General features: G+C 63.0%; 23 protein-coding genes and 1 pseudogene. 16 read left to right on the top strand and 8 right to left on the bottom strand.

Annotated elements, in window-relative coordinates; genetic code table 11:
- Positions 1-68 precede the first annotated feature (68 nt).
- Positions 69-1,439 (top strand): glutamate--cysteine ligase, encoded by a 1,371-nt coding sequence (locus V1278_RS35555; RefSeq protein WP_334383897.1) that lies wholly within the window; start codon positions 69-71, stop codon positions 1,437-1,439.
- A gap of 232 nt (positions 1,440-1,671) precedes the next feature.
- The gene (locus tag V1278_RS35550) at positions 1,672-2,199 is read left to right on the top strand and encodes a PAN domain-containing protein (protein WP_442893797.1); all 528 of its coding nucleotides are present in this window, start codon (positions 1,672-1,674) and stop codon (positions 2,197-2,199) included.
- Between the two features lie 166 nt (positions 2,200-2,365).
- On the opposite strand, the gene V1278_RS35545 is transcribed toward V1278_RS35550, so the two are convergent.
- The 5 genes from V1278_RS35545 to V1278_RS35525 all read right to left on the bottom strand — a co-directional run bounded on the left by V1278_RS35545 (position 2,366) and on the right by V1278_RS35525 (position 6,119).
- Entirely contained in the window at positions 2,366-2,938 is a 573-nt protein-coding gene (locus tag V1278_RS35545) for a nucleotidyltransferase family protein (protein WP_334383896.1), read from the bottom strand.
- Positions 2,939-2,959: 21 nt separating this feature from the next.
- A complete protein-coding gene (locus tag V1278_RS35540) occupies positions 2,960-3,301 on the bottom strand; it encodes an MmcQ/YjbR family DNA-binding protein (protein WP_334383895.1) in 342 nt (113 codons plus the stop codon).
- Positions 3,302-3,319: 18 nt separating this feature from the next.
- The gene (gene lepB, locus V1278_RS35535) at positions 3,320-4,093 is read right to left on the bottom strand and encodes a signal peptidase I (RefSeq protein ID WP_442893798.1); all 774 of its coding nucleotides are present in this window, start codon (positions 4,091-4,093) and stop codon (positions 3,320-3,322) included.
- Between the two features lie 14 nt (positions 4,094-4,107).
- Positions 4,108-5,532, bottom strand: a complete 1,425-nt coding sequence (gene tldD / locus V1278_RS35530) for a metalloprotease TldD (protein WP_334366358.1) — start codon at positions 5,530-5,532, stop codon at positions 4,108-4,110.
- A gap of 191 nt (positions 5,533-5,723) precedes the next feature.
- On the bottom strand, positions 5,724-6,119 hold the full coding sequence (locus V1278_RS35525; RefSeq protein WP_334366359.1) for a winged helix-turn-helix transcriptional regulator: 396 nt from the start codon (positions 6,117-6,119) through the stop codon (positions 5,724-5,726).
- Positions 6,120-6,276: 157 nt separating this feature from the next.
- Between V1278_RS35525 and V1278_RS35520 the strand changes: the two genes are divergently transcribed.
- The 3 genes from V1278_RS35520 to V1278_RS35510 are packed head-to-tail and all read left to right on the top strand — an operon-like array spanning position 6,277 to position 7,805.
- Positions 6,277-6,669, top strand: a complete 393-nt coding sequence (locus V1278_RS35520) for a DoxX family protein (RefSeq protein WP_334366360.1) — start codon at positions 6,277-6,279, stop codon at positions 6,667-6,669.
- 10 nt (positions 6,670-6,679) lie between these two features.
- Positions 6,680-7,183, top strand: coding sequence for a DsrE family protein (locus V1278_RS35515; protein WP_334366361.1), 504 nt, complete (start codon positions 6,680-6,682; stop codon positions 7,181-7,183).
- A 16-nt stretch (positions 7,184-7,199) separates the two neighbouring features.
- Positions 7,200-7,805, top strand: coding sequence for a TlpA family protein disulfide reductase (locus V1278_RS35510; protein ID WP_334366362.1), 606 nt, complete (start codon positions 7,200-7,202; stop codon positions 7,803-7,805).
- 40 nt (positions 7,806-7,845) lie between these two features.
- On the opposite strand, the gene V1278_RS35505 is transcribed toward V1278_RS35510, so the two are convergent.
- Positions 7,846-8,397, bottom strand: coding sequence for an invasion associated locus B family protein (locus tag V1278_RS35505; RefSeq protein ID WP_334366363.1), 552 nt, complete (start codon positions 8,395-8,397; stop codon positions 7,846-7,848).
- A gap of 515 nt (positions 8,398-8,912) precedes the next feature.
- On the opposite strand from V1278_RS35505, the gene coxB reads away from it, so the two are divergent.
- The 9 genes from coxB to V1278_RS35460 all read left to right on the top strand — a co-directional run bounded on the left by coxB (position 8,913) and on the right by V1278_RS35460 (position 16,191).
- Complete coding sequence (gene coxB, locus V1278_RS35500; RefSeq protein ID WP_334366364.1) at positions 8,913-9,749, top strand: cytochrome c oxidase subunit II; 837 nt, start codon at positions 8,913-8,915, stop codon at positions 9,747-9,749.
- 83 nt (positions 9,750-9,832) lie between these two features.
- On the top strand, positions 9,833-11,452 hold the full coding sequence (ctaD, locus tag V1278_RS35495; RefSeq protein ID WP_065743955.1) for a cytochrome c oxidase subunit I: 1,620 nt from the start codon (positions 9,833-9,835) through the stop codon (positions 11,450-11,452).
- Between the two features lie 58 nt (positions 11,453-11,510).
- On the top strand, positions 11,511-12,449 hold the full coding sequence (locus tag V1278_RS35490; RefSeq protein WP_334383894.1) for a heme o synthase: 939 nt from the start codon (positions 11,511-11,513) through the stop codon (positions 12,447-12,449).
- Positions 12,450-12,467: 18 nt separating this feature from the next.
- Positions 12,468-12,632 (top strand): hypothetical protein, encoded by a 165-nt coding sequence (locus V1278_RS35485; protein WP_028348021.1) that lies wholly within the window; start codon positions 12,468-12,470, stop codon positions 12,630-12,632.
- 5 nt (positions 12,633-12,637) lie between these two features.
- Entirely contained in the window at positions 12,638-13,282 is a 645-nt protein-coding gene (locus V1278_RS35480) for a cytochrome c oxidase assembly protein (RefSeq protein ID WP_334383893.1), read from the top strand.
- A gap of 94 nt (positions 13,283-13,376) precedes the next feature.
- Positions 13,377-14,267: a cytochrome c oxidase subunit 3 gene (locus V1278_RS35475; protein WP_334383892.1), complete on the top strand. Its 891-nt coding sequence runs from the start codon at positions 13,377-13,379 to the stop codon at positions 14,265-14,267.
- Between the two features lie 218 nt (positions 14,268-14,485).
- Positions 14,486-14,875: a DUF983 domain-containing protein gene (locus V1278_RS35470; RefSeq protein ID WP_334366368.1), complete on the top strand. Its 390-nt coding sequence runs from the start codon at positions 14,486-14,488 to the stop codon at positions 14,873-14,875.
- Positions 14,872-15,639, top strand: coding sequence for an SURF1 family protein (locus V1278_RS35465; protein WP_334383891.1), 768 nt, complete (start codon positions 14,872-14,874; stop codon positions 15,637-15,639). The genes V1278_RS35470 and V1278_RS35465 overlap by 4 nt, the downstream gene beginning before the upstream one ends.
- Positions 15,640-15,813: 174 nt before the next feature.
- Positions 15,814-16,191: a nuclear transport factor 2 family protein gene (locus V1278_RS35460; protein WP_334366370.1), complete on the top strand. Its 378-nt coding sequence runs from the start codon at positions 15,814-15,816 to the stop codon at positions 16,189-16,191.
- 3 nt (positions 16,192-16,194) lie between these two features.
- On the opposite strand, the gene V1278_RS35455 is transcribed toward V1278_RS35460, so the two are convergent.
- Complete coding sequence (locus tag V1278_RS35455) at positions 16,195-17,514, bottom strand: histidine kinase (RefSeq protein WP_334383890.1); 1,320 nt, start codon at positions 17,512-17,514, stop codon at positions 16,195-16,197.
- A 116-nt stretch (positions 17,515-17,630) separates the two neighbouring features.
- Between V1278_RS35455 and V1278_RS35450 the strand changes: the two genes are divergently transcribed.
- Both V1278_RS35450 and V1278_RS35445 read left to right on the top strand, forming a co-directional pair.
- Positions 17,631-18,275, top strand: a complete 645-nt coding sequence (locus V1278_RS35450; protein WP_334366372.1) for a response regulator transcription factor — start codon at positions 17,631-17,633, stop codon at positions 18,273-18,275.
- A 188-nt stretch (positions 18,276-18,463) separates the two neighbouring features.
- Positions 18,464-18,676 (top strand): hypothetical protein, encoded by a 213-nt coding sequence (locus tag V1278_RS35445; protein ID WP_334383889.1) that lies wholly within the window; start codon positions 18,464-18,466, stop codon positions 18,674-18,676.
- 261 nt (positions 18,677-18,937) lie between these two features.
- Here the strand turns inward: V1278_RS35445 and V1278_RS35440 are convergent.
- Positions 18,938-19,033 (bottom strand): annotated as a pseudogene (locus V1278_RS35440) (helix-turn-helix domain-containing protein); the annotation flags it as partial.
- Positions 19,034-19,066: the final 33 nt, after the last annotated feature.

Below are 19,066 nucleotides of genomic sequence, written 5' to 3'. Positions count from 1 at the left end.
CGTTGCTGCCCGCACCCCTTCAGCCACACGGCGCGTTCGGTCGAATCGCCAGATATCCGGATTTTTTCATGGCGCGTGACCAGATCGATATGACGCCGCTGCAATCGCGTGACGAACTCGTCGCGTGGTTCGAGGCCGGCATCAAACAGCCGTCCGAGTTTCGCATCGGCACCGAGCATGAGAAGACCCCGTTCACGCTGGAGGGCCGCCAGCCTGTGCCGTATGAAGGCGCGCGCGGCATCGGCGCGCTGCTCGAAGGCATGCAGCTCTTGCTCGGCTGGGAGCCGATCATGGAGCACGGCAACATCATCGGGCTGTATGACGTCACTGGGGGCGGCGCGATCTCACTGGAGCCGGGCGGGCAGTTCGAATTGTCGGGCGCCCCGCTCGAGAACGTGCACCAGACCCAGTCCGAGCTGATGGCGCACCTGGCGCAGGTCCGCGAGATCGCGACGCCGTTGGGCATCGGCTTCCTCGGGCTTGGCATGACGCCGTCCTGGTCGCGGTCGCAGATCCCGATGATGCCCAAGGGCCGCTACAAGATCATGACCAACTACATGCCGAAGGTCGGCCAGTACGGCATCGACATGATGTACCGGACCTGTACGGTGCAGACCAATCTCGACTTCTCCTCCGAAGCCGACATGGTCAAAAAGCTGCGGGTGTCGATCGCGCTGCAGCCGGTGGCGACCGCTTTGTTCGCCAATTCGCCGTTCACCGAGGGCAAGCCCAACGGCTTCCTGTCGTTTCGCTCCGAGATCTGGCGCGACACGGATAACGCGCGCTCCGGCATGCTGCCGTGGGTATTCGAGGACGGCATGGGATTCGAGCGCTGGGTCGACTACGCGCTCGATGTTCCCATGTACTTCGTCAAGCGCGGCGAGACCTATATCGATGTCGCCGGCTCGTCGTTCCGCGCCTTCTTCGAGGGCCGCAACAATTCGTTGCCCGGCGAGCGCCCGACGATATCAGATTGGGCCAATCATCTGTCGACGATCTTCCCGGAAGTTCGCCTGAAGCGTTATCTGGAAATGCGCGGCGCCGATGGCGTGCCGTGGGGTCGCCTGCCGGCGCTGCCGGCGTTCTGGGTCGGCCTGTTGTACGACAATGACAGCCTCGACGCGGCCTGGGACCTGGTCAGCCACTGGACCGCCGCGGAGCGTCAGGCGTTGCGCGACGACGTCCCGCGCTTCGGCTTCAAGGCCAGGATCAAGGACCGCTATCTGTTCGAGATGGCCAAGGAATGCCTGAAGCTGTCGCATGCGGGCTTGCGGCGGCGCAACCGCGTCGACCACTCCGGCCGCGACGAGAGCCGCCACCTTGAACCGCTGGAGCGCATCCTCGAAGCGGGCCGCACGCCGGCGGAAGAGATGCTGGATAAATTCAACGGCGATTGGGGTGGCTCCGTGGAGCCGGTCTATCAGGAATACGCGTTCTGATTAAACGGGTTGCCTGGTCTTCGGGCCGTTCATCCGCCGTACAGGTTGATGACGCTCAAATGACGGCCGATCCAGCATGATCCGAACGACCGCCTGCCGGTCTTTCGAAAAAATCATGCTGAATCAATGGGCTGAGGGCGGGACGACTTTTCGAGGAAAGTCATCCCGCGCTGACAACGCGCGCATTCGAAAGCAACCGCAGATGGAGACTGGTCGCCTGCTCAGGGCGTGTATGGTGGCGCTCGCCTTTTTGGCGGCGGCCGTATGCACGCGCCCGGCGCTGGCGCAGGCCAATTTCGACCGTCCCGGCGGCGATTATCTCAGCGCTCCCGTGACCTCGGGCGATCCGGCGGAATGCGCGCTGATCTGTGAGCGCGATCGGCGCTGCCGCGCCTGGAGCTTTAATTATCCGACCGGCTTGATCAAGGGCGCGGTCTGCTGGCTGAAGGGCAGCGTGCCGCCCCGAATCAAGAGCGGCGATTGCTGCGTTTCCGGCGTGCGCGGCGCCGGCGTGGTCGAGCGCCGCAATGATAGCGTTGAAACCTCAATCGACCGCGTCGGCGGCGATTACAAGAATTTCGATCTCAAGGACGGCGACGGCGATGACGTCTGCAAGGCAGCCTGCGCCGCCGACAACAAATGCCGCGCCTGGACCTACGCGCGCCCCGGCTACGCCGGCAAGGACGCCCATTGCTTCCTGAAGAAGGACATCAAGCCGCCGCGAAGGAAGGCGGGGTTTACCTCAGGCGTGGTGCGGTAGCGGCCTTGTACGGGATAGAGGCGAGGACCTCTCAACATGTCGCCCCTGCGAACGCAGGGGCCCATACACCGCGGCCCGCGCAAAGGGCACAAGGGGCGACGGCTGCGCTTCGACAATGTAGGCTGGTGGTTATGGGTCCCTGCGTTCGCAGGGACGACGATGATTGTTATGGTGCATTCGTCGGCAGTACCGTGAGCTCCGGCCACAGCGCCTTCCATCGCTCAGCTTTTGCCGCGTAATTCGCAGCAGAGAAATTTGGTCCCGGGTTGGGCCGCGCGATCATCCCAGCGGCATCATCAAAACCATTCGGCGCGTAAACCTCATAGCCATCCCGCGTGCGCCGGATTCCGATCTGGGTGTTCTTGGTCAGGAAGCGGTCGATGCCATCGGTCGAGCAACGCAACGGCGGGTAGGGCAGGCCATGTTTCTCCGGGTACCAGAGGTGCACGCGCGCCTGGTTGCGCGCCTCGACCGCGATGCCGCGGCTTGAAAAGCGCCGCGTCAGCGTGCGGATGACGGCATCCTCGGCTTCCCAGGACGTATCGGGATCGAAATAGAACACGTCGTAATCGTTGATGCCGTAATCGACCGCGCGCTTGGTCAGCACGTTCCACACCGTCTGCACCAGGCAGCCGGAGACCAGCCACGCGTCCGGCAGCGATAGCCGAAACAGTTCCTCGGTGATGATTTCGTTGATGGGATTTTGTAATGCGGCGGTGAGGAATTGGTCTCTATCCATAGGCACGCCGCCGTACACGTTCTACAAATTCGCGTCGAATTCCTTCACCGCTTTCTTCGACGCCAGCGTGCGCCAGTGCCGGCGCAACAGCGGCTCGGCGGTTGCACGGCTGGCCTTCGAGAGGCGGATCAGCACGATCGGATAATCGTGGTAGTGATCGGTGAAGTAAAATACCTTCGGCTGGCTTTCCACCAGCATCTCGCGCTCATCCCTTGGCACGCCCGGCATCACCAAACTGTCGCCGTCCTCCTTCAGCCGCACGAGCATCTTCTTGCGCACTTTCAAGGCCGGCGTGCCGTAGGAAGTGCCGTCCTCGACCTCCGGCCAGGCCAGCGCGATTTTGCGGACGTCGTCGAAGGTCATGCGCGCCGGGCTGCGTCTTCAATGCACGGACGTAAAAAACCGCGCCAGCCGGAAACCCGACAGCCAGGTCCATACCGGCTGGTTGCGCATGCCGAGATCCCAGGAGCCGACCACGGCATCGGCGCGGCCGATCAGATTGTCGATCGGCAACAATCCCACGCCGCCGTCGCGCACGGAGACGCGGCTGTCGGCGGAATTGTCCCTGTTGTCGCCGAGCACGAACAGTTTGCCCGGCGGCACGATGACCTCGGGCGTGTTGTCGAGCCTTCCATTGTCGCGCATCTTGAAGATGGCATGGCTGACGCCGTTCGGCAGCGTCTCGACGAAGCGGTAGGCCCGTTCGGTGTTGCCGCGATCGTCTTCGGCCTGCGCCAGGCCGTCCGGCTCCAACGTCGCGGCATGGTCGTTGATGAAGAGCTGGCCCTGCCGCAACTGGATGCGGTCGCCCGGCAATCCGACCACGCGCTTCACCCAGGCCTGCGAGCGGTCGCCCGGCCAGCGGAACACGACGACGTCGCCGCGCTTGGGTGTTTCGCCGAACAGGCGGCCGGTCTCGGGTAGCGTGATCTGGATCGGCAGCGACGCGGCGCCATAGCCGTAAGGATATTTCGAGGCGAGTAGCGCATCGCCGATCAGAAGCGTCGGCTCCATCGAGCCGGACGGCACGTAAAACGGCTCGGCCAGCGCGCCCTTGGCGATGAAGACGACGGCAACGATCGCCGCCAGTTGCACCGCCTGGGCGCGCCAACTCGCTACCTTGCTAAGAGAGGCGTCCTTTTGATCACCTACCAGTTTCTCGTCGCTCACTAGCCCGTACCTCCGACCGTGATCCTTTCCATCCGCAGCGTCGGCTGGCCGACGCCGACCGGCACGCCCTGGCCGTTCTTGCCGCAGGTGCCGATGCCGGTATCGAGCGCCAGATCGTTGCCGACCATGGTGATGCGGTGCAGGTCGGTCGGCCCGTTGCCGATCAGCATTGCGCCCTTCAAGGGCGCGCCGAGCTTGCCGTTCTCGATCTTGTAGGCCTCGGTGCACTGGAACACATACTTGCCCGAGGTGATGTCGACCTGGCCGCCGCCGAAATTCGCGGCATAAACGCCCTTCTTCACCGAAGCGATGATCTCTGCCGGATCGCGATCACCGGCCAGCATATAGGTGTTGGTCATGCGCGGCATCGGCACATGGGCGTAGCTCTGACGACGGCCGTTGCCGGTCGGCTTCATGTTCATCAGCCGCGCGTTCTGGCGGTCCTGCATGTAGCCGACCAGAATGCCGTCTTCGATCAGCACGGTGCGGTTGGTCGGCGTGCCCTCGTCGTCAATTGAAAGAGAACCGCGCCGCGACGCGATGGTGCCGTCGTCGACGACGGTGACGCCTTTGGCCGCGACCTGCTTGCCCATCAGTCCTGCGAAAGCCGACGTCTGCTTGCGGTTGAAGTCGCCTTCGAGGCCATGACCGACCGCTTCATGCAGCATCACGCCGGGCCAGCCGGCGCCCAGCACCACGTCCATTTCGCCAGCGGGTGCAGGCACCGATTCCAGATTGACCAGCGCCTCGCGGATGGCGCCGTCGGCAGCCTCGCGCCACGCCTTGGTTTCGATGAAGCGTGCATAGCCCTCGCGGCCGCCATAGCCCTTGCTGCCGCTTTCCTGCCGGTCGCCTTGTCCGGCGACCACGGAAATATTCACGCGCACCAATGGGCGGATGTCGCGATAGCTCTCGCCGTCGGGCCGCAAAATTTCCACCACCTGCCAGGTGGCGCCCAGGCTGATGGAAGCCTGCCGCACCCGCGGATCCTTGTCGCGAACATAGGCGTCGATCTCTGCCAGCAGCTTGACCTTGGCTTCGAACCCCGGCGCATCCAAAGGATTCTCGTCGCCATAAAGCCGAACGTTGGTATGCGCGGGAGCAGCGGCAAAATTGCCGCTGTAGCCGCCGCGCACCGCGGCGACCGCGTCCGCCGCGCGGATCAGCGCCGGCAGCGATACGTCGGAGGAATGCGCATAGCCGACCGCGTCGTCCTTCACCGCGCGCAGGCCAAATCCCTGCGAGGTGTCGTAGGTCGCCTGCTTCAGCCGGCCATTATCGAAGCCGAGCGCTTCGGTCTGGCCGTATTCCAGAAACAGCTCGCCGTCGTCAGCGCCCAAAAGCCCCCGCGTGATCTCGCGTCTGACGGCATCGCGGTCGAGATTGGCGCGGTCGAGCAGGGAGGTGGTGGCGAGATTGGTCATGCAGGCTCCGATGCGAATGTTTGCTGTCGTCCCCGCGAATGCGGGGACCCATAACCACAAGCGCCGATTCTAAGCGCAGACGTCCGGCGAGTTCACATTACAACGCGGACATCTGTGGTTATGGGTCCCTGCGTTCGCAGGGACGACGATCACGGAAGATAGTCATGACCGCAGCAAAAGGGGAGGGTTCCTCACAGCCCTTTGTCATGCGCTTTGCCGGCCGCATTCGCGGCCTCCGAATCGGACTCCAGCCTGCCGTGCGCATTGGCCCAGCGGGACAGTTCGTCGAATACCGGCTTCAGGTCCTTCGCTGCCGGCGTCATTTCGTATTCGACCCGCGGCGGCACTTCGGGGAACACGGTGCGCTTCACCAGGCCTTCGTTTTCGAGATCGCGCAGTTGCGTGGTCAGCATGTGCTGCGTCACGTCGGGAATGGCGCGCCGCAATTCGCCGAACCGGCGCTTGCCGCCGACCAACTGCCAGAGGATTTCGCCCTTCCACTTGCCGGAAAGCACGCGAAGGGCGCGCTGAAGCTGCGGCGCTGCGGGGCATTCGGACGGTGCGGGCTCATTGGTCTGCTTTTTCATACTACCCCAGAAAAATCATCCTACTTGTCAATTTCATCTTAGTGCCGAATTTTGATTTTGAAAGCCTTGGGCACCTTAAGTCTTGGGCGCCTTAAGCCTTAGGCACCTTAAGTCTTGGACACCTGGGGACCGTTTCTCAAACTTTCTGGAGTTTTCGATGTCGGACGTTGCTGTGCCTGCCGGGCGCCGTTGGACCCATGTTGGCGTGTGGATTGTCAGAGGATTGCTGGCGCTGGCGTTTCTGGGGGCCGGGGGCGTCAAGCTCTACGGCGTGCCGATGATGGTGGACGAGTTTCACCACATTGGGCTCGGTCAATGGTTTCGCTATTTGACCGGCAGTCTCGAGGTCATCGGGGCAATCCTGTTGCTGCTTCCACGAAAGGCCGGCTTCGGTGCGCTGCTGCTGATCTGCATCATGATCGGCGCCGTGATCACGCACCTGTTCGTCATCGGCGGATCGCCGGTGCCGGCAATTGTCCTGCTCTCGCTCAACGCGCTCGTGGCCTATTCGGAGCGTGAGGCGATTGCCTCTCTCGCCAAGGCGTTTTGAAGCAGCGACAATGCGCCTGCCTTTCCGCCGGGCAATCAAATGGGTCGGGCTGGCTCTGACCTTCATCGTGCCGCTGGTCGTGACGTTGTTGCTGACCGAGCCGGGCTCCGCTGTCTCGAAACCGGAGGCAAAGCGCGCATTGCCTCCGGTGCATCGGCTGGTGCTGCCGATCAATAGCGACGATCCAACCACGATGCGGGCCTTGATCTCGACCTCGCTCAACCTTCCGAAATATTATCAGGAGCGCAACGAGCCGTTTATGATCGAGGTCGTTGCCTACAATGCCGGCGTTCACATGTTTCGTGCCGACACCTCGCCGGTGAAGGACATGCTGCAGGTGGTAAGGGCGGTGAATCCGAACATCCGCTTCGTGGTCTGCGATGCGACGAAGCAGGGCATGCAGCGCAGCGAGGGCCGTCCGATCACGCTGATCGACAATGTCGATCTGGTGCCGAGCGGGCCCGGACGCATCATCGAATTGCAGGAAGCCGGTTGGTCCTACATCCGGTCATGACAAGCGGACACGCGCCATGACGCTACATCGCGGGCTAACACGCCGCACGGTCGTTGCAGGGCTGCTCGGGGCCGGCGCCTCGGTTGCGATCCCGGCCGCATCAACGCGCGCCCAGGCCGCTGGTCCGCCGCCATTCGCCACCTCCCGGCATCAGTTCATCCAGCTTCGTGGCGCGAGGCCTGTCCCGTCCGTGCCGATCCCGCGTCTCTCCGGCGGGGCGATCGATTTGACCTCCTTGAGAGGGAAGGTGGTGCTCGTCAATTTCTGGGCGACCTGGTGTCCGGCCTGCCGGACCGAACTGCCGATGCTGGACAGTCTGGCGGCGAGCGACCGTAGGGACTTCGCAGTGATCGCCGTGGCGACGGATCGCGACCGCTCGGTGGTTGCGCCTTTCGTAAAGGGGCTGAAGCTTCGGCGCCTTGCGATCGGGCTTGATCCGCAAGGACTTGTGGCAAGAGCCGGCGCAAGCGGCCAAGCCGACACGCCGTTCGCGCTCTATGGCATGCCCATTACCTTTTTGATCGGCATCACCGGGCGAGTCGAAGGCTATATCAGCGGTGAAGCAGACTGGCTTTCCATCGAGGCGCGCCGGCTGCTCGACTACTACGCCAGCGCCGGTTAAGTCGATCAGCCGAATCTTGGGGAGCTATCGGCTCGCCCCCTCACGGCAGCTTGTCATATCCTTCACCCAGCCCGTTCAGGCTGAGCGGAAACCCGATGCCCTCTTCGGGCGTCTCAAAGATAATAAAAGTCGCCGTCTTGGCGCCTCGGAGCTGGCCCAAGAGTTTTTCGTCCATCACCACCTCGGCGACACAGCCGTTCGGCAGGCAGCGGACAAACCCGGCGCGGCCGACGTCCTGGTTGTCGAGCTTGAGCCCAAGACCAGAGGGCAGCAGTACGCCGAGGGGGGCGACCACCCGCATCAGCTTGCTCTTCTGGTCGGCGGTTTTCAGCACGATCACGGTCAGGCCGGCGTTCGAGCGGTCCTCGGCGACCACGCTCTGGATCAGGGCGCATTGCTCGCCTTGGGCGCCGGGCGGGGTGTCGCAGCGGATTTGCCAGTCGCCATGCACCGACCTCACTGCCCCTTGTGCGCTCGCCGCCTGGGTCAGGCCGAGCAGGAAGTACACGGCGAGCAGCCCGCCGAGCCAGCGGGCCGGTTCCAAGCGATATCCTGCCTGATGTCGTCGCGCCCTATGTTTCGAACGCCCCATCCGGGTCGATCCTCTCACGATTTCCGGCAGCGCCGGCAGCACATATTTTGTAACTGGACTTACCCGGACTGATACGCAATGACGGCGCCTTGAAGGCAGTCCGGGAGCCAATCCGCGCCATCGAGGACCATCGGACCCAAGCGAATCAGGTCGCTCGGGAACGCCGTGACTGTGCCTACATCCGGCAATCGGCCTGTCAAGCGGTGCAGGCCTGCCAAACGGCAGGTTTTGCCTGATTTGTCAGGAAAATCCGACGTCCGGCGAATAGCAGGTGACGCATGGCTTTGCGCCCCACTACTGCATTGCGAGAGCCTTAGAATTATGGTTTGAGAGGCTGGATTTCGACGCGTTCTAACGATCTGGCCCGGGGTACTGCAGCAATACTGTTGCAGGTACTTTCGAAGATGTACTTCCAAAGTACCTCCGGTAGGCCGTTTGTGAGGGCGGATCGTGCGGCATTTCCGGCCATCCGGCCGAAATGCTTTGGGGATTATTTCTAAAGGAGCGCGAGCGGCATGAAGATGTCGAAGGGCCTGATGGGCCGGCGGTTGCTGGGGTTGGCGGTAACGGGCATGGCGCTCGTCTCCGGCGGGACGGCATTTGGGCAGCAGCCAAAGCCGTGGGAAATCACGCTGCAGGAAGCCGCGACCCCGGTGATGGAAAACATCATCAGCTTCCATAATTTGCTGTTGGTGATCATCACGCTGATCACCCTGTTCGTGCTGGCGCTGTTGGTCATCGTGGTGGTGAAGTTCAACGCCAGGGCCAATCCGGTCCCCTCCCGGACCACCCACCACACGCTGATCGAGGTGGCCTGGACGCTGATCCCGGTGCTGATCCTTGTCGGCATCGCGGTGCCGTCGTTCCGCCTCCTGTTCCAGCAGCTCGACGTTCCCAAGGCCGACCTGACCGTCAAGGTAACCGGCAAGCAGTGGTACTGGAGCTACGCCTACCCGGATAACGGCAAGTTCGAGTTCGACTCGCTGATGGCGCAGGACAAGCAGCCGCGCCTGCTCGGCGTCGACAACGAAATGGTGGTGCCGGTCAACAAGGTGATCCGGGTCCAGACCACCGGCGCCGACGTGATCCACGCGTTCGCGGTGCCCTCGTTCGGCATCAAGATCGACTCGATCCCCGGCCGTCTCAACGAGACCTGGTTCAAGGCGACCAAGACCGGCATGTATTACGGTCAGTGCTCGGAACTGTGCGGCAAGGATCACGCCTTCATGCCGATCGCGGTCAAGGTGGTCAGCGATCAGGAATTCGCCGAGTGGGTTGAGGCGGCGAAGAAGAAGTATGCGACCAACCCGGCGAACACCTACGCCTCGGCTGGTGGTCAGGTCGCGCAGTAAGGCGCGGGCCAAGGGACAAGCAAGGGACAAGGGCGACCGGACCTGAAAAGGTCCGAAAAGGGACTGCAAGGCAGGATTACAAAATGGCAACGACCGCAGCGACACACCACGATCACGCCCATGATGACCATGCGCATGCCAATCCGACCGGATGGCGGCGCTGGCTCTATTCGACGAACCATAAGGACATCGGCACGATGTACCTTATCTTCGCGATCTTCGCGGGCATCATCGGAGCTGCGATGTCGATCGCGATCCGCATCGAACTGATGTATCCCGGCGTCCAGTTCTTCCACGAATCCCACACCTACAATGTGTTCGTGACCTCGCACGGCCTGATCATGATCTTCTTCATGGTGATGCCGGCGATGATCGGCGGCTTCGGCAACTGGTTCGTGCCGCTGATGATCGGCGCGCCCGACATGGCGTTCCCGCGCATGAACAACATCTCGTTCTGGCTGTTGCCGGCCTCCTTCGCGCTGCTGTTGATGTCCACCTTCGTCGAGGGTGAGCCGGGCGCAAACGGCGTCGGCGCGGGCTGGACCATCTACGCGCCGCTGTCGACCTCGGGCCATCCGGGACCGGCGGTCGATTTCGCGATCCTGTCGCTGCATCTGGCCGGCGCCTCCTCGATTCTCGGCGCCATCAACTTCATCACCACGATCTTCAACATGCGCGCGCCGGGCATGACCCTGCACAAGATGCCGCTGTTCGTCTGGTCGATCCTGGTGACGGTGTTCCTGCTGTTGTTGTCGCTGCCGGTGCTCGCCGGCGCCATCACCATGCTGCTCACCGACCGTAATTTCGGCACCACCTTCTTCTCCGCCGACGGCGGCGGCGATCCGGTGCTGTTCCAGCATCTGTTCTGGTTCTTCGGCCATCCCGAAGTGTACATCCTGATCTTGCCCGGCTTCGGCATGATCAGCCAGATTGTCTCCACCTTCTCGCGCAAGCCCGTGTTCGGCTATCTCGGCATGGCCTACGCCATGGTCGCGATCGGCGGCATCGGCTTCGTGGTGTGGGCGCACCACATGTACACGGTCGGCATGTCCAGCGCGACGCAAGCCTACTTCGTCGCCGCCACCATGGTGATCGCGGTGCCGACCGGCGTGAAGATCTTCTCCTGGATCGCCACGATGTGGGGCGGCTCGATCGAATTCCGCACGCCGATGCTGTGGGCGATCGGCTTCATCTTCCTGTTCACGGTCGGCGGCGTCACCGGCGTCGTGCTGGCGAATGCCGGCGTCGATCGCGTGCTGCAGGATACCTACTACGTGGTCGCGCACTTCCACTACGTGCTGTCGCTGGGCGCGGTGTTCGCAATCTTCGCGGGCTGGTACTACTGGTTCCCGAAGATGTCCGGCTACATGTATTCGGAAACCATCGGCAAGCTGCACTTCTGGGTCACCTTCATCGGCGTCAACCTGGTGTTCTTCCCGCAGCACTTCCTTGGCCTGTCGGGCATGCCGCGCCGCTATGTCGACTATCCCGACGCGTTCGCGGGCTGGAACCTGGTGTCCTCGGTCGGCTCGTACATTTCGGGCTTCGGCGTGCTGATCTTCATCTACGGCGTGGTCGATGCCTTCATGAAGAAGCAGGCGGCTGCCAACAATCCGTGGGGCGCCGGCGCCACCACGCTGGAATGGACGCTGACGTCGCCGCCGCCTTTCCACCAGTTCGAAGTGCTGCCGCGCGTGCAGTAAACGGTTGTTCGCGGCGCGCCACGTTGCGCGCCGCGGCTTTAGTGAAGCGAGATAAATCTTGTCGGTAGTCGACCACAACGCCATCGATGCCCTGCCTCGGATTTCCGAGGCTGATGTCGGCGATTACCTCGCGCTGCTGAAGCCGCGGGTGATGTCGCTTGTGGTCTTCACCGCGCTGGTCGGTCTCTTCATCGCGCCCGGCCACGTCCATCCGGTCATCGCCTTCACCTCGATCCTGTGCATCGCGGTCGGGGCCGGCGCCTCGGGCGCGCTGAACATGGCCTATGAGGGCGACATCGACGCTTTGATGTCGCGTACCGCCAACCGGCCGATCCCGCGGGGACGCATCACGCAGGGCGAGGCCACGGCGTTCGGCCTGATCCTGTCGTTCTTCTCGGTGATGACGCTCGGCACCCTCGTCAACTGGCTCGCCGGCGCGCTGCTGGCGTTCACGATCTTCTTCTACGTGGTGGTCTACACCATGTGGCTGAAGCGCTCGACCGCACAGAACATCGTGATCGGCGGTGCCGCCGGCGCGCTGCCGCCTGTCGTGGCATGGGCCGCGGCCACCGGCTCGCTGTCGATGGAGCCGCTGCTCCTGTTCCTCATCATCTTCTTCTGGACCCCGCCGCATTTCTGGGCGCTGGCGCTGTTCCGCAGCGACGACTATGCCCGCGCCGGGATTCCGATGCTGCCTGTCGTCGCTGGCCCCGACGCGACGCGGCTGCAGATCCTGCTCTACACGATCGTGCTGGTCGCCATCGCCGCAGCGCCCTGGCCGCTCGGCTATTTCGATGCGGTTTACGGCGTCACTTCGCTGGCGCTCGGCGCCGGCATGATGTGGCTTGCGATCGAGGTCTATCGTCACCGCGAAGGCAAGCAGGCGAGCCGCGCCACCCGCCGGCTATTTGCCTTCTCGATCCTCTATCTGTTTGCGCTGTTTGCGACGCTCCTGCTCGAGGTCGTGATTCGCGCCGTCGCAGCTATGGTCGGGTAGGGGGCGCATGGAACGCTCATGGACGACAAGCGCAAGCCAGATGGAATCGTCCTCACCGAGGCGCAGAAGCGAAGCCGCCGTCAGCGCTCGATCGCCATTGCGCTCGCGCTCGGCGTCCTCGTCGTACTGTTTTTCGCAGTCACCATGGTCAAGGGGCCGGGCGTCCTCGTCCGTCCGTTGTGATTGAGATGCAGAACGAGCCGCAGATCAGCGAGGGCGGAGCGGAAGGCGAGAGAGTTGCCTCGCGCCGTACCTTGACGCGCGATGCGGCCGTTGCCTCGATCTGCGGCTTCGTCGTGGTGTTGATGGTCGGCGCGTCCTATGCCGCCGTGCCGTTCTACAACTGGTTCTGCCGCGCCACCGGCTTCAACGGCACCACGCAGGTTGCGACCTCGGCGCCGTCAGACGTGCCGCTGGAGCGCAAGATCGCGGTGCGGTTCGACGCCAATGTCGGTCCCGGACTGCCCTGGAAATTCGAGCCCGAGCAGAACGAGATCGAAGTCCGCATCGGCGAGGTCGTCACCGTCTTCTATACCGTGACCAACCAGGCCGCGCGCGCCACCGCCGGCGTTGCAGCCTACAACGTCGCGCCGCTCACCGTCGGTGCCTATTTCCAGAAGATCGACTGCTTCTGCTTCACCGAACAGACCATGGGCCCCGGCGAGAAGCGCGAGATGCCCGTGGTGTTCTATGTCGATCCGGCGCTGGCGAAAGACAGCGAGAACGATGGACTGAAGACGATTACGCTATCCTACACCTTCTATCCCGTGCGCGAACCGGCACAGAGGCCGCTTGCGGCCGGCGAAACGGATAAACGCAAGGGAAACCTGTAAGCTCGGAATTCCGTATCTGGCGGGATTTCGCGATTTGATTGTTGAGACGAACATGTGCCGAAGGGAACGGCACATCTAACGGAGAGAGACCGCAATGGCTACGGCGCACGCGAAGCACCACGACTACCACCTCGTCGATCCGAGCCCGTGGCCGGTCGTCGGCTCGATCTCGGCCTTCATCATGGCCGTGGGCGCGATCGCCTGGATGCATCACATGTTCGCCGCCGCCCCGATCATCTTCGGCGTCGGGACCATCGGCGTGCTCTATACCATGGCGAGCTGGTGGGGCGACGTGATCCGCGAAGCTCAGTACAAGGGCGACCACACCCGCGTGGTGCAGATCAGCCACCGCTACGGCATGATCCTGTTCATCGCCTCCGAGGTGATGTTCTTTGTCGCCTGGTTCTGGGCGTTCTTCAATTCTGCGCTGTTCCCTGCTGATGCGGTCCACGCCACCCGCGACGCGGTGTTCGGTTGCGGTCCGGGGACGGCTGCCGGTGCCTGCCCCGTGCCGGGCACCTGGCCGCCGAAGGGCATCGAGACCTTCGATCCCTGGCACCTGCCGCTGCTCAACACGCTGTTGCTGCTGACCTCGGGCACCACGGTGACCTGGGCGCACCACGCGTTGCTCGAGAACGACCGTCAGGGCCTGAAGTACGGCCTGATCCTCACCGTCGTGCTCGGCGCCTGCTTCACCGCCGTGCAGGCCTACGAATATGCCCACGCCACGTTCACGTTCTCGGGCAACGTCTACGGCGCGACCTTCTTCATGGCGACCGGCTTCCACGGCTTCCACGTGCTGGTCGGCACTGTCTTCCTCTTGGTCTGCCTGTTCCGTGCCTATGCCGGCCACTTCACCTCCAAGCAGCACCTCGGCTTTGAATTCGCGGCCTGGTACTGGCACTTCGTCGACGTGGTTTGGTTGTTCCTGTTCGTCACCATCTACGTCTGGTTCCGCGGCGCGGGACCGGTGGCCGGGCACTGATGCAGGCTTGACGTGCTACAAAGGGGCGGTCGGAAGGACCGCCCCTCTTTGTTCGCGTGCCCCGGATGCTGCGCAGCGCGCCGCGCTTGCGGCGTGATGCGCTGCTGATCCGGGGCCCATCAATGGGTCCCGGCTCCGCGATGCGTCACTTCGTGCCGCATCGCGTCCGGGACACGAATATCCGCCGCCTCTCCCGCAAGAGGAGAGGGAAGGAATCGATGATCGATCAGACGCAACCCACACTAACCCAGAGCGCACTCCGCGGCCTCGCCTGTCGCTGCCCGCGTTGCGGCAAGGGCAAGCTCTATGCGGGCTTCCTCGACCTGCGCCCGAATTGCGAAGCTTGCGGCCTCGACTACGCCTTCATCGATTCTGGCGACGGTCCTGCGATCTTCATCATCATGATGGCGGGTGCCATCGTGGTCACCGCCGCCCTGATCGTCGAAGTCAAATATCAGCCGCCGTTCTGGCTGCATGCGGCGCTCTGGCTGCCGCTGATCGCAGCGACCACGCTGCTGCCGTTACGTTCGATGAAGTCGCTGCTGATCGCGCTGCAATTCCATCACAAGGCGGCGCCGGGCCGGCTGATCGACCGCGAGCCGAGATGACCGGCCTTTTGGTACGGCGGCGGCCGGTCGCCGGCTTTGCCGTCTTCACGCTGATCATGGTGGCGGTCTTCGCTGGCCTTGGCGTCTGGCAATTGCAGCGCCGGGTCGAGAAGCACGCGCTGATCGCCAGGTTGAACGAGCGGCTCGCGGCCGCGCCCGAGGCGCTGCCGGCGCAAACGCAATGGCATACGCTGATGCCGGCCAAGGACGAATTCCGCCGCGTCAGCTTCACCGCGGTCTATGCGCGGCGGCCTGACGCGATGGTCTACAGCGCGGGCTCCGCAGTCCGCGACGATGTCTCCGGTCCCGGCACCTGGGCCTTCCTGCCGGCGCAACTCGCCGACGGGTCTATCATCGCGGTTAATGCCGGCTTCGTGCAGAACACGATGCAGGACCGCAACCAGCAGGATCGCGCGGTCGGTCGGCTCGTGACCGGCCAGCCCACGCAGCTCACCGGATACATCCGTTTTCCCGAAACCGCCGGCACGCTGACGCCGCCGGAGAGCGTGGCAAAACGGCTTTGGTTCACCCGCGATCATGTCGCGATGGCGCGCGCGCTCGGCTGGGGCGAGGGCGGCAAGGCCGTCGCGCCGTTCTATGTCGATCTGGAACAACCGGTGCCCGAGAGCGGCATTCCGAAGCCCGGGCCGCTCTCCGTGCACCTCAAGGACGATCACCTGCAATACGCCATCACCTGGTTCACGCTTGCCTTTGCAGTCGTCATCGCGTTCGGTGTGTGGTGGCGCGCGCAACGTCGAGCGTGAGACCCCGTATTCGTCCGGACTAGCCCAATGGAACCTTTGTTCCGCACAATCATTAGGTACCACGGTGAGTTCTGGAAGATAGGCCGTTCAGTGTCCATTCACGACGATCGCCATACTCCGTCACCCGCGTCAGCACTCGGGACAAGGTATGGCAACGTGGATGGGATCGCGGAATTGGCTGATGATTTCGATCAGGTAGCATTGGTGGTCGACTGGCTGGACGCGTGCCGCAATCGCGACCTTGCGACATTGCTCGACCTCTATGCTGATGAGGCGATGGCCGAATGCCGGTGCGGCGAGGCCAAGGTCAGTGAAGGCCGCGCCGGACTCGAAGCCTACTGGCGGCCGCGCCTCGATGCGATCGCACCCACCGCATTCGGGCTGGAGGAAATCACGCCGACCACTGACGGCGTCACGCTCGATTATCTGAGCCACGAAGGCACGCCCGTCCGCATCGCATTCACCTTTTCGCGCGACGCCAAGATCCTGCGCACCACCTGCGCCCCCTCGGGCCAGGCGTTGCGCAAGGAAGTTGCCGCCATTGGCGACTGACCATTAGCTCCGTTCTGCGTGTTGCGAATGTGAGGCGGAATCGCCGGCTGGAAGCCGGCAACGAACGCTGGTGCGCCCTGCCTCGCGCAGCAGCTCAAGCGTCCCGCTCAGCGCTCGGACGCGCTCCAGCATTCCCGTCAGCCCCCGGCCGAACACCCGATCGGCCGGAAAGCCGACGCCATCATCGGATACTTCCACGATCACTTCGCGCTCGTTGATGCCTGTCGCGACATGCATCGATTTCGCTTTGGCGTGGCGGAGCACATTTGTCACCGCCTCCTGGATCACGCGATAGACCGTCTGTGACAGCAGGCCATCGACCTCGTTCAGATCAGTGTCGATCTGCGACGTCACTTTGAGATCAGGCGACTGCGCCTTCGCATTCCGCAGCAGCGTCCGGATGCTCTTCTCCAGGCCGAGCTCCTGAATGTAGAGCGGCCGCAGGCGGTCGAGGATGCGGCGGTTCGCCTGCTGCAACGTTTCGACCGACTGCAGAATGCCATCGGCCGCGCTCCTCAGCTCCGCGTTCGCGGACGGGATGGTTTCCAAGAGCGCCACCGTGTTGGCGCGGATCCCGAACAGCAGCGGCCCGAGCTCATCATGGAGCTCGCGCGCCATGTCCTGCCGCTCGTCATCCTGCAGCGACATGATCCGGCGCAGCAGGCTACGATTATCCTGGCTGAGGCGATTGAGGGTCCGGGCGAGTTCGTTGGCTTCCTGCGCGCTCCTGCGGACCTCGGGCGGGCCGGCAGGGGAAATTAGCTGTTCGTAGTTCCCCGTTCGCATGCGGGTCAGGCCGTCGCCCAGATTCTGCAGCGGTACCAATGCGGAGCGCACGGTGAAGTGGGCGATCGCCCCCGTCAGCAGCATCAGGACAATTCCGGAGCAGGCGATCGCCAGAAATCCGATCCACTTTTCGTAGATGTCGGCGGACATGTCCGGTGCAAATACGATGTCGCCGACCTGCTTCCCCTCGACCATCACGGGGAAGGCTGTCCCGATTTCGGGGATGGCGAGGAGATGGACGAACCAGTCAGGCACCGTTCCCAGGGGAGTCTGCACCTCCGGAGGGTAAACATCGAGGTCGGTCCCGAGGCGCCGAAACCGGATTGTTTCCGACGTTCCAAGTGATTGCACGAACGCCTCGAGGGTTGTTTGCGGATTGGCCGAGGCTTCAAGCGCAGCGTTGAGCGCCGTCGCGACCGTTTTGGCCGAGCGAGTCCCTGGCTCGGCCTCCTCCACAAGTTGCGCAGAGGCAAAGATCTGGAGCGAAACGGCTCCGGCCAGCAGGGCGGCCACGAACATCAGGCCGAGCGGCAGCAACAGCCGAGTTCTAAGAGAAAGCCTTTCCCAGATTTGCACTATTTTAGTTCCCGCAACCCAAGATTTCTCTTTTCAAATACCGCCAACCGCTTATTTATCCCGAAAGGGGATGGATGATGCAAAATTCCGCCAGATCGGCAACGAAGGTATTGATCGTCGACGACCATCCGGTGGTCCTTTCCGGTTGCCGTTCGCTGTTCGCCTCGGACAATTCCGTCAAGATCGAGGAGGCCACCGACGCCAAGTCCGGCCACCGCGCTTACATTGCCAGGAAGCCCGACGTCACGGTTATCGACATCAAGCTTCCCGACGTTTCCGGATTCGAGCTGATGCGGCGCATCCGCAAGGACGATCCGGGCGCCCGGATCATCATGTTTAGCATGAATGACGATCCGGCGTTCGTCGTTCGCGCCATCGAGATGGGCGCGCAGGGCTATGTTTCGAAGGGCGACGATCCAAGGATGCTGGTGAGGGCCGTCCGCAAGGTGGCCGCGGGCGAGAATTTCATTTCACCGCAACTGGCGGAGGCGGTGACGTTTTCAGGCGCGTCGATCAAGGCCAATCCGGCATCGCTGATGACGGCACGCGAGCTGGAAATCCTGCGGCTGTTGGGCCGTGGCGACAAGATCGTCGAGGTCGCCGACGCGCTGGAGATTTCTTACAAGACGGTGGCCAACACCACCTCGCTGCTCAAGCAGAAGCTCGGCGCCAAGAACCATTCGGACTTGATCCGGATCGCGGTCGAGCTGGGGCTCGGCTGAACGCTAGCAGGCTAGACCGGCTGCGCCGCGCGGGCGCGACCCGCTCGCGCCGCTGCAATTCGCGTATCACCCACAAGTCGATTTTGTTGCGTTGCGACCAAGCAAGAAGGATGAAGCGGATAGTCCGCCGTCAGTTGACGGGAAAAATAGGCAAAGTAACCTTGCGGAGCATTTGCAAGGAGAGCTGGATGAACAGCCCCGATATCGCAGAAGCCGCCTTTGCACGGGCCTGGAGCGTCTACCGGCTGATCCACAGCGGTATCGACGAGAACGATGTACGCCGCGCCGGCCTCCAGCGCTTTATCCGCCAGCGCTGCATGACGGGCGAGACCGACACGGAGCTGCTGGCGGTCGAGGGGCTCAAATATCTCAAAAGCCTGGAACGACCCCAAGAGGACTAGTTCGCCGCCGCTTGGTCCGACGGTCCATCCTCGTTAGATCGGGAAAAACTGGAACAATCGATTCCCTCGCGCGTTGCCGGCATCATTGGAGCCTTACCCGGATGGCGGCCGAAACCAACATGGAAACCATGAAGGTCTGCACAAATCAGTGACGGACCCTTCCAGGAGAGAGGGCCGCAGGTTCGCCTGCGGCCCTTTTGTTGGGCCGGCAACAAGCATCAGCGCCGGTAGTCCAACGCCTCAACCAGCACAGCAGAGGCGGCGTGAAACACCGAGCTGCGCCGCCGCCCGGGTGAGGCTTCTTTCGCGCGCCACTGCAAGGAACGCGGTGAGATCACTAACGTTTTGCCGCGCCATTCATGAATCCAGTTCATAGGTATAAATCAATTG

Origin of the sequence: Bradyrhizobium sp. AZCC 1577 (assembly GCF_036924575.1) — a bacterium.
Lineage (GTDB): Bacteria > Pseudomonadota > Alphaproteobacteria > Rhizobiales > Xanthobacteraceae > Bradyrhizobium.
Note: the sequence above shows the minus strand (reverse complement) of the source record. Positions and strands in the feature narration are given on the sequence as shown.